This is a genomic window from Nostoc sp. UCD121 (genome assembly GCF_014222285.1).
Lineage (GTDB): Bacteria > Cyanobacteriota > Cyanobacteriia > Cyanobacteriales > Nostocaceae > Nostoc.
On the sequence record NZ_JACKZS010000174.1, the window covers coordinates 1 to 16,231 of the forward strand.

The 16,231-nt window shown below is 40.6% G+C and carries 14 protein-coding genes; 10 read left to right on the plus strand and 4 right to left on the minus strand.

The window, feature by feature from the left end:
• Together GNF10_RS27380 and GNF10_RS27385 are read left to right on the plus strand one after the other, a co-directional pair.
• A partial coding sequence (locus GNF10_RS27380) for a cell wall metabolism sensor histidine kinase WalK (RefSeq protein ID WP_260446337.1) occupies positions 1-1,373 on the plus strand: 1,373 nt, incomplete at its 5' end.
• 125 nt (positions 1,374-1,498) lie between these two features.
• A complete protein-coding gene (locus GNF10_RS27385; RefSeq protein WP_185580718.1) occupies positions 1,499-1,885 on the plus strand; it encodes a response regulator in 387 nt (128 codons plus the stop codon).
• A gap of 54 nt (positions 1,886-1,939) precedes the next feature.
• Here the strand turns inward: GNF10_RS27385 and GNF10_RS27390 are convergent, their stop codons facing one another.
• Positions 1,940-3,415 carry a pentapeptide repeat-containing protein gene (locus GNF10_RS27390; RefSeq protein WP_185580717.1) on the minus strand — a complete coding sequence of 492 codons (1,476 nt, stop codon included), beginning with the start codon at positions 3,413-3,415 and terminating at the stop codon, positions 1,940-1,942.
• 224 nt (positions 3,416-3,639) lie between these two features.
• A complete protein-coding gene (locus tag GNF10_RS27395; RefSeq protein WP_185585868.1) occupies positions 3,640-4,383 on the minus strand; it encodes a pentapeptide repeat-containing protein in 744 nt (247 codons plus the stop codon).
• Positions 4,384-4,386: 3 nt separating this feature from the next.
• Between GNF10_RS27395 and GNF10_RS27400 the strand changes: the two genes are divergently transcribed.
• Positions 4,387-5,556: an FAD-dependent oxidoreductase gene (locus GNF10_RS27400; protein ID WP_260446135.1), complete on the plus strand. Its 1,170-nt coding sequence runs from the start codon at positions 4,387-4,389 to the stop codon at positions 5,554-5,556.
• An 80-nt stretch (positions 5,557-5,636) separates the two neighbouring features.
• On the opposite strand, the gene GNF10_RS27405 is transcribed toward GNF10_RS27400, so the two are convergent.
• On the minus strand, positions 5,637-7,457 hold the full coding sequence (locus GNF10_RS27405) for a tetratricopeptide repeat protein (RefSeq protein WP_185585870.1): 1,821 nt from the start codon (positions 7,455-7,457) through the stop codon (positions 5,637-5,639).
• Between the two features lie 516 nt (positions 7,458-7,973).
• Between GNF10_RS27405 and GNF10_RS27410 the strand changes: the two genes are divergently transcribed.
• The 7 genes from GNF10_RS27410 to GNF10_RS27440 all read left to right on the plus strand — a co-directional run bounded on the left by GNF10_RS27410 (position 7,974) and on the right by GNF10_RS27440 (position 15,754).
• Positions 7,974-9,131, plus strand: coding sequence for a sulfate ABC transporter substrate-binding protein (locus GNF10_RS27410; RefSeq protein ID WP_185585871.1), 1,158 nt, complete (start codon positions 7,974-7,976; stop codon positions 9,129-9,131).
• 84 nt (positions 9,132-9,215) lie between these two features.
• The gene (locus GNF10_RS27415) at positions 9,216-10,217 is read left to right on the plus strand and encodes a PstS family phosphate ABC transporter substrate-binding protein (protein ID WP_185585872.1); all 1,002 of its coding nucleotides are present in this window, start codon (positions 9,216-9,218) and stop codon (positions 10,215-10,217) included.
• Positions 10,218-10,266: 49 nt separating this feature from the next.
• Positions 10,267-11,208: a phosphate ABC transporter permease subunit PstC gene (pstC, locus tag GNF10_RS27420; RefSeq protein WP_185585873.1), complete on the plus strand. Its 942-nt coding sequence runs from the start codon at positions 10,267-10,269 to the stop codon at positions 11,206-11,208.
• A gap of 5 nt (positions 11,209-11,213) precedes the next feature.
• Positions 11,214-12,113 (plus strand): phosphate ABC transporter permease PstA, encoded by a 900-nt coding sequence (pstA, locus tag GNF10_RS27425; protein ID WP_185585874.1) that lies wholly within the window; start codon positions 11,214-11,216, stop codon positions 12,111-12,113.
• A 52-nt stretch (positions 12,114-12,165) separates the two neighbouring features.
• Positions 12,166-12,993 (plus strand): phosphate ABC transporter ATP-binding protein PstB, encoded by an 828-nt coding sequence (pstB, locus tag GNF10_RS27430; RefSeq protein WP_185585875.1) that lies wholly within the window; start codon positions 12,166-12,168, stop codon positions 12,991-12,993.
• A gap of 93 nt (positions 12,994-13,086) precedes the next feature.
• Positions 13,087-13,512: a hypothetical protein gene (locus GNF10_RS27435; RefSeq protein WP_185585876.1), complete on the plus strand. Its 426-nt coding sequence runs from the start codon at positions 13,087-13,089 to the stop codon at positions 13,510-13,512.
• Positions 13,513-13,594: 82 nt separating this feature from the next.
• Positions 13,595-15,754: a DHH family phosphoesterase gene (locus tag GNF10_RS27440; RefSeq protein WP_185585877.1), complete on the plus strand. Its 2,160-nt coding sequence runs from the start codon at positions 13,595-13,597 to the stop codon at positions 15,752-15,754.
• Between the two features lie 156 nt (positions 15,755-15,910).
• On the opposite strand, the gene GNF10_RS27445 is transcribed toward GNF10_RS27440, so the two are convergent.
• Positions 15,911-16,054, minus strand: coding sequence for a photosystem II reaction center protein Ycf12/Psb30 (locus tag GNF10_RS27445; RefSeq protein ID WP_114086065.1), 144 nt, complete (start codon positions 16,052-16,054; stop codon positions 15,911-15,913).
• Between the last annotated feature and the right edge of the window lie 177 nt (positions 16,055-16,231).

A 16,231-nucleotide genomic window follows, 5' to 3' on the forward strand; every position in this document is an offset into this window, starting at 1 on the left:
CAATGAAATTCCGGCAGCGTGTGACGCAGCGAGGTAGAAGGGCAGGGGAGCAGGCGAGCAGAGGGGTAGGGGGAGCAGGCGAAGCAGGCGAAGTAAATTCACCCCCATCTTTCTCTCACCGAGCTATCAATGAACTAGAGTTAAGGGTAGCAGAGCGAACTGCCGAGTTAATAAGTGTGAATCAGCAGTTGCAGTCACAACTTGATGAACGTCAGCAAACGCAGGAAGAATTACGGTTTTCTCAAGCCCGATTTGCCCGAATTTTAGATATTGCTGATGACGCAATTATTTCTATCAACGGGTTCCACAATATCACCTTGTTTAATCAAGGAGCAGAGAAGATTTTTGGTTACTCTGCCCAGGAAGTGATTGGCCAAGGTCTTGATTTACTCTTACCGCAGCGCTTTTTCCAAGCACATCGTCAACATGTAGCTGACTTTGGGCAATCTCCCAATGTTGCGCGGCGGATGGGAGAACGACGTGAAATTTATGGTCGTCGAAAGGATGGAAGTGAGTTTCCAGCAGAAGCTTCTATCTCTAAAATAGATATGGGTGATGAGATATTTTATACGGTTATCTTACGAGATGTCACAGAGCGCAAGCAAATCGAACGGATGAAGGATGAGTTTGTCTCTGTTGTTAGTCATGAACTCCGTACACCTTTAACTTCGATTTACGGCTCTCTCGGAATGCTAGCCAGTGGTTTGCTGCCGACAGACTCAGAGCAGGGAAAACGTCTGTTGCAAATTGCTGCTGATAGCACCGAACGCCTAGTACGCTTAATCAACGACATCCTAGACATTGAGCGCATTGAGTCGGGTAAGGCGAAGATGGAAGCAGAAATCTGCAATATCGTTGATTTGATTACTCAAGCAGTAAATGTCATCCAGCCTTTGGCTGACAAAGCCGGAGTGACACTATCCATTTCTGCTCTATCCGCTCAAGTATTGGCAGATTGCGATCGCATTGTCCAAACCTTAACTAACCTATTGAGTAACGCCATTAAATTTTCGTCTGCTGGATCTACGATTTGGTTGGGGGTGCAACAAGAAGGCGATGAAGTTTTGTTGACCATCAAAGACACCGGACGCGGCATCCCAACTGACAAACTTGAGAGTATATTTGAGCGCTTTCAACAAGTTGACTCTTCAGATTCGCGTAACCATGATGGTACTGGTTTAGGTTTAGCAATTTGTAGAAGCATTATGCAACAGCACGGCGGACGCATCTGGGCTGAAAGTACATTGGGGGAAGGTAGTACTTTTTACGTCACTCTGCCGTTGTTTGGGACTTTCCCACATACTGATTTACAAAACTCTTCCAATATTCCTGTAATTTATGGTCGTCAGGAGCAAATTATAAAGGATAAGTAGGTAGACATAATTAAATATAAAATAAACTTTTAGTTTGTAGTGAGCGATTTATCGCTCAGAGCAAGGATTATCAGGACTAAAGTCCTTACTACAAACTTTAAATTTATTTATGCCTAGATACAATGATGGCAACAAAGCAAATTCTAGTGGTTGATAACGAGCAGTATATTCAAGAAGTTGCCAAGATTTGCTTGGAAACGGTTGCAGGCTGGAAAGTTGAAACAGCGAGTTCAGGTGAAGAGGGGATAATGAAAGCTGAGATTTACCAACCAGATGCGATTTTACTAGATGTAATGATGCCAGAGATGGATGGGATTGCCACTTTTGAAAAGTTACAAGCTAATCCGATAACTAAAAAGATTCCCGTAATTTTGTTAACTGCCAAAATCCAGGCTTCCGATCGCCGTCGTTATAATCAGATGGGAATGATTGGTGCGATCGCTAAACCATTTAATCCGCTAGAATTAGCTGCTGAGGTAGCTGTAGCACTGGGTTGGAGTCTGGAAAAGTAAGCTGAAGTGAAAACGGTAGAATGCGCCCAAATAACTAATTGATGCTGCGTTAACTCAACCTGATTGCCGCCAATCTGTCGGTGCTTCGATATAATCAGGTAAGCGAGTAGTGCGATCGCCAAGTGCCTTTCTAATCTGATGCAACTCTAAGTTTTTAGCCCCTGTTAAAATTGTCCCTTCCAGTTTGACATCACTGAGGTCAGCTTCTAAAAAGTTAGCTCCCATCAGGTTTGCCTGAGTCAGGTTAGCTTGATAAAGGGTCGCCCTATGCAGGTTGGCTCCAATCAGGTTTGCCTGATGCAGGTCAGCTTCCGTTAAACTGGCTTCTGAGAGATTGGCAAAATAGACTTCTGTTTGGTGGAGTTTGGCTGCATTCAAGTTAGCCCCTGAAAGGTTGGCTCCATTCAGGTTAGCCCCTGAAAGGTTAGCACCAATCAAACCCGTTAGATTTAGGTTGGCTTTACCTAGTTTTGCACCTTGCAAGTTAGCTAAAAACAGCTTTGCTCCAGATAGATTAGCGACTTTCAAAGTTGCTTGTTGCAAGTTGGCTTTATAAAGGTTTGCTCCTTGGAGATTCGCTACACGCAGACTTGCTCCCGAAAGGTTGGCTGAACGCAGGTTAGCCCCTGAGAGATTAGCACGATTAAGATTAGCCCAACATAGATTAGCTCCACAGAGGCTAGCTTTTAATAATTTGGTTTCATAGAGAATAGACCTAATGAGTTTAGCGCCGTTCAGGTCAGCCTCACTCAAGTCTGCTCCACGCAGGTCAGACCCACTCAGGTCAGAACCACGTAAATCTGCTTGTTGTAGGTTAACTCCTAGCAAGTCTGCTCGTCTGATGTCGATATGACGTAAATCAAGTTTCTGATCTTTTGGGTCTTCGAGTAAATTACGCCTGCCGATAACAGTTAGGGCTGCTTGAATATCAGTGCGGATTGTTGGAAATTCTTCATGGAGGTTTTGCTCTAACTGTTGTGTCGGACGCGGCCCAACTCTACGCCTACCTGAATAAGCATCTGGTGTATATTCCGGCTTTTGTTGCTCAACCTTCACCTGCTGGATAGGTGCATTTTCTCGCACAAAGGCAGTGAGGATTTCCATGATTGTCCAGTGTTCTTTAGGAAAATCCTGAGCAACTCTTTCTAAGGCATAAATTGCACCTGTTCGGGTTTCAACTTTATCATGACCAAGCTGGGCAATTGCACCCATAAACCGTTCTGAAATCAATCTATCTTGATTGAGTTTGGCATTTTGCAGGCCAATTTCTAGGTTTTTCTCAGCTGCGATCGCATTTTTCTGCATCGCTTGGGCCCGCTTTGCTGCGTAATAGGTATTAAACATTGCCGCCGATGCCAGAAAAACTATTGCAGTAGTTGTTAACGCTTGGTTTCTATACTGAATTTTTTCCTGAATTGACAATTCTTTAATACTGGATAAAGCAAAGAAAATTACAATCAATGAGCAGCCAAATATAACTGTTATAGTTATCAACCAATTCAACAGAGTGTCTGTCTTTTTAGAAGACATGGTAAAGATTTTCCTTACAACCTAGAATTATTACTTAGATGCTTGGAAAAAATAGTATAGCATTTAACAGAAAATTATAATAGGTGTCAGAAGACCTCTTTAACTAAGTAATAATATTGAATATATTTGTAGATTAGGGCGAAAATAGAACAATTACTGAAAATTGGTGAAAATCCTACCCTATAAACTTTTTAATTTTAACTTTCGCCTTCAGGGCTGGTGTTTTACTCAGAAAATTTAGCTTCTCTAAGGTTTGCTCCATCAAGAATGGCATCATTGAGAATTGCCCCATGTAAATCAGCTAGATATAAGCTTGCATAATGCAGGTTAGCTCCTTTTAAGTTAGCTCCTTTAAGGTTTGCTGCACTAAGAATTGCGCCTTCTAGGTTAGCTCCTTTTAAGTTAGCACCTTCGAGGTTAGCCGCACTGAGAATTGCTCCTGCAAGATTAGCTTCTCTAAGGTTTGCCCCAGCAAGATTAGCTTGATAAAGGTTTGTCTGTTGTAGATTCGCCTTATGCAGGTTGGCTCCTCTCATGTCGATATAACTCAAATCAAGCTGCTCATTTTTTGGGTCTTTATCTATATCTCTTTTAGCGATAACGGTAAGGGCTGCTTGAATATCTAGACGAACTTTTTCTAACAGATTAATCTTTACTTCTTCTTGGGGTCTATAAAGAGTATTTTTTCGGATAAAACTAGTAAGAATATTCATAATTATCCAGTGGTAATGGGGATGATTTTTGGCAATTTGCTCTAAATCATTAATTACAGCTAAACTGTTTTCTATTGTGTTATTTTCTAGTTGTTCAATTGCGATTATTAAATGTTCTTTTGGGGACTTATGCTGAGTTTGGTTAATTTTTTCTTGGAAAGCCTGTATCCCCAGACATATTTTTGCTAATTGACTGTTATTGATTGATGAAATATTTTTTACAACATGAAAATAATTAATAATTACTGTCAACATACTATGATTAAAAACTTAGTGCTAATTGGTGGCGGACACAGCCATGCAATTGCCCTGAAAATGTTTGGAATAAAGCCGTTACCCGGAGTGCGTTTGACGTTGATTAGTGCAAATCAAAAGACAGCCTACTCTGGAATGTTACCAGGACACATTGCTGGATTTTACACCCATGATGAATGTCATATTGATTTGAAACCATTGGCTAACTTTGCTCAAGCAAATTTGTATATTGACAGAGTAGTTGCCCTAGACTTGCAAAACAACAAAGTTCTCTGTGCTAACGGATTGGCGGTAGATTTTGATGTGCTGTCTATTGATATTGGCAGCACTCCGGCCAGAGTGTCTGTATCAGGAGCAGCAGAATATACGATCGCAGCTAAACCAGTATCCCAGCTATTGGAACATTGGTATGAACTAATTGCAGCTATAGGCAAAAATCCTCAAGAACCAATTCGCATTGCGATCGCAGGTGGAGGTGCTGGCGGTGTAGAATTGGCGTTGGCGATGCAATCTCATTTACATCAGATTTTCCATCAAAATCAACAACCTATTGAAAATCTGGAAATTCATTTATTTCAGCGCAACATACAACTGATGCCCAATTATCATCAATCAGTACGGCATCAACTTCAGCAAATTCTCACCCAACGGGGTATTAAGCTACATCTTGGAGAAAATGTGTGTAATATCGCACCTAAAAACTCCAAGGAAACTAGAGAAACATTTGAGATTAAGTGCGACTCTGGTTTGAGAGTAGAGTGTAATAAAATTTTTTGGGTAACACAAGCTTCAGCACCTGAATGGTTAAAAATTGCGGGACTAGGAACTGATGAGCAAGGTTTTATTCTGGTAGAAGACACATTGCAATCTCAAACGCACCCGCAGGTATTTGCATCTGGTGACATCGCCACAATGGTAAATTATCCGCGTCCAAAAGCTGGGGTATTTGCTGTTAGACAAGGTAAACCTTTATTTAATAATTTGCAGCGAATTATATTAGGTAAGTCACTCAAACCCTACAAGCCACAGAAACAATATTTAAGTCTAATTGGTACAGGAGATGGAAGAGCAATTACAACAAAAGGCATCTTTACTTTACCACCTCATAAACTCTTGTGGCATTACAAAGATTGCATTGACCGCCGCTTCATGGAACGCTTTTACTTTGAATAAATAAGGCAGTAGGGAGTTAGGAGTTAGAAGAATTCTTTCCCCAATTCCCAATTCCCAATGCCCAATTCCCAATTACGAATTTATTGAAGCTGTTGAATTAGCTCCATAATTTGTTGATAATACTGAACATTTCCCTCTTGGTAATACAAATCTGCGGATTTTTGGAAATCCGCAATTGCTCCTTGAGAATCACCCAGATTTTGGTAGACATCTGCTCGCAGGATGTAGGCTGAAGCCCAATGAGGCTGAAGTTGTAAGGCTTGGTTTAAGTCTGTGAGCGCTCCCTGTAAATCTCCCAATAGAGAACGACTACGACCCCGATTGTACCAGTCTTCAGCAAAGCTGGAGTCGATCGCGATCGCCCGGCTGTAATCTTCGATTGCTCCTTGATAATCTTCTAGAGCATAGCGAGCATTAGCGCGATCGCTGTAAAATGCAGCAGATTGAGGATTTATTTGTAAAGCTTGGGTGTAATCTGCGATCGCATTTTCATAAGCTTCTAAAGCATAATGCGTTGAACCGCGATTGTAATATGCTTCAATTAAATCAGGATTAATTTCTAATGCTTGATTATAATCTGCGATCGCTCCTTGTTCATCCCCCAAAAGACGACGAGCATTTCCTCGATTGCAGTACGCTTGCGAAAATTCAGGAACCAACTCTATCGCTTGGGTATTATCATCAATTGCTCCCTGTAAATCTTGCAGAGCTTCACGGGCAATCCCTCGACCATAATAAGCTGCGGCTAATTTATCATTAATCTGTAATGCCCGATCGTAATCTTTAATTGCTCCTTTATGATCTCCTAAAGAACGACGAGCCGCCGCGCGATCGCAATATCCTTCAGCTAAACTAGGATTGAGTTGTAATAACCGATTGCTATCTTCAATTGCGCCTTGATAATCTCCCAGTCGGCGCAGAGCATTAGCCCGAAAGCCATATACTAAAGCCAGAGTCGGATTTTCTTGTAAAGCTCGGTCATAATCTGCGATCGCACCCTCATAGTCTTCAAGGGTACTACGGACAAGCCCCCGCTCACAATAAGCTTGCACATCATCAGGATTGAACTTTAGCGCTTGATTAAAATCCTCAATTGCTCGGTGATATTCTTTGAGATGAGCTAGAACCAAACCCCGGTTGTAATATGCTCCAGCAAACCTGGGATTTATTTCTAGGGCGCGGTTGTAATCTGCGATCGCATTTTGATAATTTTCTAAAGAGTAGTAGGCATTACCTCGATTATGATAAGCCTCCGCCAACTTAGGATCTAATTTTAATGCTCGGTCATGATCGGCGATCGCTTCCTTGAAATTTCCTAAGATATGATGAATATTACCCCGATTGCTGTAGGCTGCGGCAAAATTGGGATACCACTGTAAAGCTTGTTGAAAATCTGCGATCGCTCCTTGATGATCGCCCCGTTCAAAACAAACTACACCCCGATTATGATAAGCATTGGCAATATCAGTATTGATATTATCAGCTAACTGGGTGCTAGTTTCTATTGTTTGGATATAGTCAGCGATCGCTTTGTCGTATTTTTCTAAGGCAAAGTAGGCATTACCCCGGCTGTGGTAAGATTGGCCGAGGTTTGGATCGATTTCTAATGCTTGGTTATAATCTGCGATCGCTTCTTGATAATCGCCTAAAGAGTAACGTGCATTACCCCGGTGATAATAGGCTGTGGCAGAATTGGGATTTATTTCTATAGCCCGATTAAAATCTGCGATCGCACCACGATAATCTTTGAGTTGACCACCTAGATTAATCCCTCGATTATGGTAAGCTTCGGCGAAGTTAGGGTTGAGCTTGATTGCCTGGGTGTAAGCTGTGTTCGCTCCTTGATAATCGCCTTGCGAACTGTGGTTCAATCCTTGGTTTAAAAATTCTTCAGCATTCATATAATAATTTTCTTGGATTTCGACATTCCCTAGCTTAAAGGCAATGTGATTCTTAGCTATATATTTTGATAATCATTCTAGTTTAATATCCCCCCAACCCCTTAAAAATAAGGAGGGCAAAAATCTCTCAAATTCCTCCAATTTATCGGAGAATTTAGGAGGATCTATAACATTTTGTTTTTGTAGAGGATGTGTGTACACCGTAGCTCCACTTTGCAGAGGGACAGGTTTTGGGTAGTAAAACCAGGGAGAGGTCTTTTATGGACAAAAGCGAGAAACTTTTTTAGCTTTCTCCCAATTCTCGCAATAAATTATTGTGGCAATTCTATACAAAAATAATGTGTGTATGCTGTAAATAAATCAGCTTTTTGAAGTTTGGCAGAACGTAAAGTTTAGACCCTACTATTGCTACTTGTAAAAAAAATCGAAGCCAGATGATAAATATTATTCTATATACCCTATAATCTTTAATACGGTATCTGCTTAGAAATACCGTAGATTTAGGGGTGAATTCTGATGAGCGAGTCGCAACAAACGACAGATTTCAGTAAATTGCTAACTGAGAGAATACAGTCTTATGTCATTAAAGCATTACAGACTATACAACTCTCATATCAACACACAATTAGAAATTGGTTGAATAGACACACAGTACAAAGCTTTGTGAGTCTGTTTCTAGTAGGTGCTTTTTTGAGTATAGCAGTTGCCTCCTGTTCGGGAAGCAGTTCAGCTAGCAAAAATGATGTTAAGTTAAAACTAGTTTCATTCTCTGTCACCAAAGCCGCTCATGACCAGATAATCCCTAAATTTGTCGAAAAGTGGAAGCAGGAACATAAACAGAACGTAACTTTTGAGCAAAGTTATGGAGGTTCTGGCGCTCAAGCGGCTGCTGTCATTGCCGGTTCGCAAGAAGCAGATATAGTACATTTAGCACTTCCCCTGGATGTCAACAAAATTCAGCAAGCGGGTTTGATTAAATCAGGTTGGGAAATCAAAGCTCCTAGAAGTGGTATTGTTAGTAGATCGGTTGCTGCGATCGTTACCCGTGAAGGTAATCCCAAAGATATAAATACTTGGGCAGACTTAGCAAAAGATGGCGTGAAAGTGATTGCGGCTAACCCAAAAACTTCTGGTATTGCTATTTGGGAATTCCTGGCTTTTTGGGGTTCGGTGAGTCTAACAGGCGGTGATGAGGCGACTGCGCTAGATTATGTCACTAAAGTTTATAAAAATACCCCTATTCTGACAAAAGATGCCCGTGAAGCTAGCGATTTATTCTTCCAAAAAGGTCAGGGAGATGTTTTAATTAACTACGAAAATGAGGTAATTTTGGCGGGTAAAAATGGGGCTAAGTTGCCTTATGTTGTACCACAAGTGAATATCTCCATTGATAATCCTGTAGCAATAGTCGATAAAAACGTTGATAAGCACGGTACAAGAGAAGTTGCACAAGCATTTGTTGATTTTCTTTACTCAACAGAAGCTCAACGGGAATTTGGAAAATTACAATATCGTCCTGTTAACCCCACTGTTAGTCAAGAAGTAGCCTCACAACATCCGCCAATTAAAACTTTATTCACATCTCAAGATTTAGGTGGCTGGGATATTATCCAGAATAAGTTTTTTGGAAATGGGGCAATTTTTGATAAAGTTCAAGCTGCAAGCAAAGCATAATATATTTTTTTAATGCTGCATGAGCTACTTAACAGATAGCCAAGCATAATAAATTCTGATCACTTTATCTCAAATTGATAAATTATGAGCTTTCGTAGCCGATTTAAGGATAGCTTTTTTCTGACATCTTTAATGCTTATTGCCAGCAGTATAAGTGCTTGCAACAGTGGACAGGAATTGAAAAATCAGGTGAGTATTGATGGTGCCGCAGTAGGTTTCCCTGTTTCTTTAGCAGTTGCAGAAGAATATGGTAAAGTGAAACCTGAAGCAAAAGTTAGTGTTGCCTCAAGTGGTACTGGTGGCGGTTTTAGTAAATTTTGTAATGGCGATATTGATATAGCTGGTGCTTCCCGTACCATTAGAGATGAAGAAATTAAAAAATGTAAAAGTAAGAATATTGAATTTGTCGAGTTGCCTGTAGCTTTAGACGGCATCGCTGTAATTACTAATCGTCAAAATAACTTTGCCAAATGTCTAACTATTAAAGAATTGGGTAAGATTTGGGGCGCTAAATCAGACAGCAAAATCTTGACATGGAATCAAGTTAATCCCAAGTTTCCTAACCAAAAACTGAAACTGTATGCTCCGGCTTCTGATACTGGAACGTTTGATTATATGACTCAAGCTGTTACTGGCAAAGCTAAAAATGGTCGTACAGATTATACTCCCAGTCATAATCAAAACTTACTTGTGCAAGGAGTCTCAGGTGAAGCATCAGCTTTAGGTTATGTAGGCATATCTTACTATATTCAAAACCAAGATAAGCTAAATCTAGTTGCTGTAGAAAGCCCCACAGGGAAATGTGAAAAACCAGTTCCGATAGATAATGTAGTCAAAAATCTCTATACACCATTGTCTCGTCCTCTGTTTATCTATGTTAGTAAAAAATCCCTAGATAGCAAGCCAGCAGTCAAAGAATTTGTAGATTTTTATCTAGAAAATTCTTGGAAGTGGGTAGATAGCGTTGGTTATGTAGCATTACCTGATGAAGCTTACGTCAAGGTAAAACAAAAATTGGCTACTGGTGAAACTGGGACAAAATTCAAAACAGCAAAACCAGGTGAACCAATCACCAACTTTATTTAAATAAAGACCAGTTTTTGTAGTATGAATTTAGTAAATGCTTAACTAATTTATGCAAAATCCTAATTTTCAAGACGATCCTTCTCTCCAGTTCAGACAGTCATTGGAGAAAAACGCATTTGAAGATATCTCAGAAAAGATTATTGCGGTAATTTTATTTAGTTGTGCTTTAGTTTCGGTTCTAACTACCTTTGGGATTGTCGTAATTATCTTTCAGGAAGCGTTTGGTTTTTTCCAAAAAGTTTCCTTTGCCGAATTCTTTCTTGATACTAAATGGACACCTCTATTTGCAGAGAGACATTTTGGCGTTTGGCCCTTGATAGCTGGCACTTTCTTAACTACAGCTATTGCTATGGCGGTTGCTATTCCTTTGGGTTTATCTTCTGCAATTTACTTGAGTGAATATGCTCAACCAAAAGTAGCAGCAATTTTACGTCCAGCAGTGGAACTTTTAGCGGGAATACCTACAGTAGTATATGGTTACTTTGCACTGTTATTCCTCACACCATTGCTGCGGAATATTATTCCTCTAGAAATATTTAATGCCTTGAGCGCAGGGCTAATGATGGGGGTAATGATTACTCCTACTGTTGGTTCTATTAGCTTAGATGCGATTCAAGCTGTTCCACGTTCTTTGCGGGAAGGAGCTTATGCTTTAGGTATTACTAAACTAGAAAGTATTTTTAGAATAGTTCTCCCAGCAGCACTTTCTGGAATTATAGCCTCAATTATTTTGGGTATTTCTCGTGCGGTGGGTGAAACGATGACTGTCCTTATCGCCGCAGGCCAACAACCAAAACTGACAATTAACTTTGCGGAATCAGTAGAAACAATGACAGCTTACATGGCGCAAATTTCTGGTGGGGATAGTCCGCGTGGTAGCCTCAATTTCCAGACTTTATATGCTGTGGGCGCTCTTTTATTTCTAATGACCCTAGCTTTAAATATTGTTAGTTACTGGATTGCTAATCGCTTTAAAGAAAAGTACGAGTAAAAGGCATGACGACAAGTTATCAACGAGATGATTCTTTGGATTCGGCGGCAGAATTTACTGATAATGTTGAGAGTAGGGAAACATTAGGAAAAGTATTTGAAATAATTTTTTTGTTAGGGTTGCTGATTGGTATATTTGTTCTGGCTTTGCTACTTTTCGATATTTTTCGAGATGGATTAGCCAGATTTTTAACACCCGGCTTTCTAACAGAAACTCCTTCTCGTTTTCCTGACCAAGGTGGAATCCGTCCGGCTATTGTCAGTAGTATTCTTTTAGGAATTATTGTAATTTTAGTCACTGTACCAGTTGGTGTTGGAGCAGCTTTATATCTAGAAGAGTATGCACCTAAAGCTTGGTGGACAGTGATTATTGAGATTAATATCAGCAATCTAGCAGGTGTACCTTCCATTGTCTACGGATTGCTGGGTTTAGGAGTTTTCAATTATTTGCTTGGGTTTGGCCCCGCTTTGATTTCTGGTGCGTTAACTTTATCTTTGTTGTCTTTACCAGTAATTATTGTGACGGCTAGAGAAGCAATCCGCGCTGTTCCAGATTCTCTGAGAAATGCTTCTTATGGATTAGGTGTCACTAAATGGCGAACTATCAGCAGTCACGTTTTACCTTATGCTATTCCTGGTATTTTGACAGGGGTAATTATCTCTGTATCGCGTGCTATTGGTGATGCAGCGTCTCTAATTGTTGTAGGTGCTGTTGGTTTTCTCACCTTTAACCCTGGTTTGTTCCAGAGATTTATGGCATTACCCATTCAAATTTACAGTTACATTACTCGTCCTGAACCAGGTTTTGCTAGTGCAGCAGCAGCAACAATTATTGCGTTGTTACTCTTGATTTTAGTTTTAAATGGTGTAGCAATTTATATCCGTCAACGCTTTTCAATACGTTAGGTAATTAAATATCTAATTGGATATATTCACGGTTATTAGGAGATACGCTTTCATGACTTATAGCAACAGTAGAAGTAAATTAGATAGTGCCACAATCGACCATGAGAATAACGTCTTCAATGTTGAAGGTGTAAAGGTCTATTATGGAGGACTTTTGGCACTTTTAGATGTCTATTTAAAGATTCCTGCAAAACAAATTATTGCTTTTATTGGCCCTTCAGGATGTGGTAAAAGTACCTTACTGCGTTGCTTCAACCGGATGAATGATTTAATCCCTGGAGCTAAAGTTGAGGGTAGATTGAATTATCGCGATCGCAATATTTACGATCCTAAGATAAATTCTGTCAAATTACGCCGCCAAATCGGAATGGTTTTTCAAAGACCGAATCCTTTCCCCAAGTCTATATACGAAAATATTTCCTTTGGGCCGCGTGCTAACGGTTATAAAGGTAACATCGATGAATTGGTAGAAGATTCCCTCAGACGCGCTGCTATCTGGGATGAAGTCAAAGATAAACTCAAAGAGAAGGGTACTGCATTATCTGGTGGACAACAGCAACGACTTTGTATTGCTCGTGCGATCGCTATGAAGCCAGATGTATTATTAATGGATGAACCATGTTCTGCTCTCGACCCCATTTCTAGCCGCCAAGTAGAAGAACTCTGCTTAGAACTCAAGCAGCAATATACCATCATCATGGTGACTCACAATATGCAGCAAGCTTCTAGAGTCGCAGATTACACGGCTTTCTTCAATACAGAAATTGACGAGCATGGTAAACGTCGCGGAAAATTAGTTGAGTTTAATCCTACAGCCCAAATGTTCAGTTCTCCTCAAACTAAAGAAGCTGAGGACTATATCAGTGGACGGTTTGGTTAAAAACTCATCACAGTTCTAATTCTGGAAAATATGCTGAGGCTTAATATTACTAAATTGAAGTAATATTTCAGTTTAGTACTTATACTGTGTATTATGTTTAAGCCTCTGTCATTTGCTTTAGTTGCAGCTACCGTTCTAGTTGCATCAATCAATAATCCCAGTGCTACTTTAGCTAGAACTTGTGCCTCTAAGTGCGGGTCGCATCCAATTCAGTTTACACCTGGGCAACACATCCGGGTTGAAGTTATAAATAGCACACCCAACCTGATAAAAATTCAAAAACCCTCCGGGACTGATGCAATATCCTTGAGTCCAGGACAGAAACTAAGTTTAGAACAAATAGAGGGTACAGAGCCAAATACATCACTGATATTTTGGAGCGAAAAGGGTTTATCACTACAAGCAATTGTCTCGAAACCTAACTTTGGCACATTGCGGCTGGAACTCCGTCCGACTTGGCGCTCTCCGGGCGATCGCTCGTTATATATTATGGATGATGGTAGGATAAACGTGTTTTAGATAGCAAATTAATGTTATTAGTTATGAGTTAAGAAATAACTTTAAATTCAATACTCATAACTTCTAACTCCTAACTTGTCTTGTGCTAGACCGACCTGTATCTGAACTCTCAAAACCTCACCGACGCTTACCTGATCAGCGCTGGCAAATTTATCCACAAAAACCAGAATTTGCCCAAAATCTGGCATATTTGACAAAAATTTCACCCATTGTCAGCCAGTTGTTGATTAATCGGGGTATGGAAACACCAGAACAGGTACAAGCATTTTTAAATCCAGAGTCTTTAGTCTTACCTTCGCCGTTAGAAGATTTCCCAGATTTGGCGATTAGTTTGGAGTTGTTGCAAAATGCGATCGCTTCTCAAACAAAAATTGCTATTTGTGGTGACTACGATGCTGATGGAATGACCAGCACGGCTCTACTTTTGCGTAGCCTCCGCACTTTGGGCGCACAAGTAGATTATGCTATTCCCAGCCGGATGCATGAAGGCTACGGTATTAATAAACGCATAGTTGAAGAATTCTACAGTGAAGGTGTAGGACTAATTCTGACTGTAGATAATGGCATCTCTGCATTTGAACCAGTCGCTAGAGCTAGAGAACTTGGTTTAGCAGTGATTATCACAGATCACCATGATATACCCCAAAAATTACCGCCAGCTAATGCTATCCTCAACCCCAAACTAATAGCTGAATCCTCACCTTATCGGGGTGTTGCTGGTGTTGGTGTTGCCTACATCTTGGCAGTGTCTCTCGCACAACAGCTAGGAGAGACTAAGGGTTTGATCCAGCCGATGCTAGCATTATTTACACTAGGAACGATCGCAGATTTAGCTCCCTTAACTGGCGTGAATCGTCGTTGGGTGAAACGTGGTTTACAGCATTTACCCAAATCCAACTTAGCTGGAATACAAGCGTTAATTCAGGTAGGCGGCGTACAGGCGAGAGGAGATGAGAAAGTAGGGGAGCAGGGGAGCAGGGGAGCAGGGGAGGAAATTTCTAATACTTCTCTGCGAGAGGCTGCGCCAACGACTTCGCTCAGTACAAGTCCAAAATCCAAAGTCCAAAATCCAAAATCGCTCAAGCCTGAAGATATTGGGTTTCGCTTGGGGCCCCGAATTAATGCTATTGGTCGGATTGGTAATCCCCAAACTGTGATTGAATTGCTGACTACAGATGATATGGGAGTAGCGCTGGAAAGAGCAATGCAATGCGAACAAATCAATGCTTCTCGCCAGGAGATGTGTCAGCAAATTGAACAAGAAGCGATCGCTTATGTAGAAGCAGAATTTGTTACATCTCTACAACAAGATCGTGTATTAATTGTTGTTCAACCCAATTGGCATCACGGCGTTATTGGCATTGTCGCCTCACGCTTGGTAGAACGCTACGGCGTTCCTGTATTTATCGGTACTTATGAGGATGGGGAACATATACGCGGTTCTGCACGCTCAATTCCAGAGTTTAATGTGTTTGAAGCTTTGGAATATTGTCACGATTTACTAGGCAAATATGGCGGACACAAAGCCGCAGGGGGATTCTCTCTACCAGCAGAGAATTTACAAATGGTGCGATCGCGTTTGATTGAGTTTGCTAACCAGTGTCTTGAACCCCAGCATCTCAAGCCTCTGCTCAAAATTGATGCCGAAGTCAACCTGGATCAGATCAATCAGCAGCTTTACCAACAGCTTAATGCTCTACATCCCTGCGGTATGGACAACCCCGATCCAGTTTTTTGGACACCTAATGTTCAGGTGGTTGAGCAAAAAATCGTAGGCAAAGGTCACATCAAACTGACAATTGCCCAAATTATTGATAATCAGGAGTACAGAATTAAAGCGATCGCTTGGCGTTGGGGCGACTACTTCCGCTTACCGCCGCGAGTGGATGTAGCTTACAAACTGCGAGAAAATTATTTTAACGGCAACACCACCATCGAGCTAGAGTTAGTCGGTGTTAGATTGCCAATTCAGATTCAACAATTTTTTGCTTCGCCACCTATTTCGTCAAGTACCAACTTTGAGTACAATCAGCGAAACTATACTTGTGGTTTCTATAAAAACGGCATTGAAGCAGAATTAAGAATTAAAAACCCTGAAGGTAAGGTATTAGTCATGCAGCCAGGACATATAATCGGTTTACTTGGTACTAATCGTCAAAACGCTAAAGAAGTTGATATTTCTCAGCCACAGTATGACAGTATTATTCAAGCTGCACTTCAAGCGTTATCAGTTAAAAGTTAGGAGTTCTTAATTAACCTATCACTTGTGACTGTAACATTATGAGTGCTGATTTATGAGTTATGAGTTGAGAATAAAATTTAATTACTCACTCCTAACCCTTTGGCAGGCTCAGGGCATCGCTCCTCACCCCTAACTCTTAATCAGCACTCAGAAATCTTATAGGTTGCCGTTGCGAAATGCCAACAAAAAGATTACTACTGGGCCAGCAATTACAATTAGCGCCACGGACAGCAATTGGAAAATAACTTCCCAATTGATACTGGTAAAAGCGTTAAACAAGTCAGATACAGCGTCAAACATTTTCCCCTTTCTCCTTCCAATTGTCTTAAAAAATTCAATAACTTAATTACAAAACCCGCAATCGATCATATCTGTCTATGGCCTGTTGGATTTAATTTACTTAACAAAATTATAAGAAAAGACATAAAAACGTAAAATAAGGGCATTGGTTATTCTCCTTGTCTGCCTCCTATATCC

What these genes read in the sequence shown, in the direction of transcription:
- GNF10_RS27385 (WP_185580718.1), top strand. Translation starts at nt 1,499, where the DNA reads ATGGCAACAAAGCAAATTCTAGTGGTTGATAACGAGCAGTATATTCAA.
- GNF10_RS27390 (WP_185580717.1), bottom strand. Translation starts at nt 3,415, where the DNA reads ATGTCTTCTAAAAAGACAGACACTCTGTTGAATTGGTTGATAACTATA.
- GNF10_RS27395 (WP_185585868.1), bottom strand. Translation starts at nt 4,383, where the DNA reads ATGTTGACAGTAATTATTAATTATTTTCATGTTGTAAAAAATATTTCA.
- GNF10_RS27400 (WP_260446135.1), top strand. Translation starts at nt 4,387, where the DNA reads ATGATTAAAAACTTAGTGCTAATTGGTGGCGGACACAGCCATGCAATT.
- GNF10_RS27405 (WP_185585870.1), bottom strand. Translation starts at nt 7,457, where the DNA reads ATGAATGCTGAAGAATTTTTAAACCAAGGATTGAACCACAGTTCGCAA.
- GNF10_RS27410 (WP_185585871.1), top strand. Translation starts at nt 7,974, where the DNA reads ATGAGCGAGTCGCAACAAACGACAGATTTCAGTAAATTGCTAACTGAG.
- GNF10_RS27415 (WP_185585872.1), top strand. Translation starts at nt 9,216, where the DNA reads ATGAGCTTTCGTAGCCGATTTAAGGATAGCTTTTTTCTGACATCTTTA.
- pstC (WP_185585873.1), top strand. Translation starts at nt 10,267, where the DNA reads ATGCAAAATCCTAATTTTCAAGACGATCCTTCTCTCCAGTTCAGACAG.
- pstA (WP_185585874.1), top strand. Translation starts at nt 11,214, where the DNA reads ATGACGACAAGTTATCAACGAGATGATTCTTTGGATTCGGCGGCAGAA.
- pstB (WP_185585875.1), top strand. Translation starts at nt 12,166, where the DNA reads ATGACTTATAGCAACAGTAGAAGTAAATTAGATAGTGCCACAATCGAC.
- GNF10_RS27435 (WP_185585876.1), top strand. Translation starts at nt 13,087, where the DNA reads ATGTTTAAGCCTCTGTCATTTGCTTTAGTTGCAGCTACCGTTCTAGTT.
- GNF10_RS27445 (WP_114086065.1), bottom strand. Translation starts at nt 16,054, where the DNA reads ATGTTTGACGCTGTATCTGACTTGTTTAACGCTTTTACCAGTATCAAT.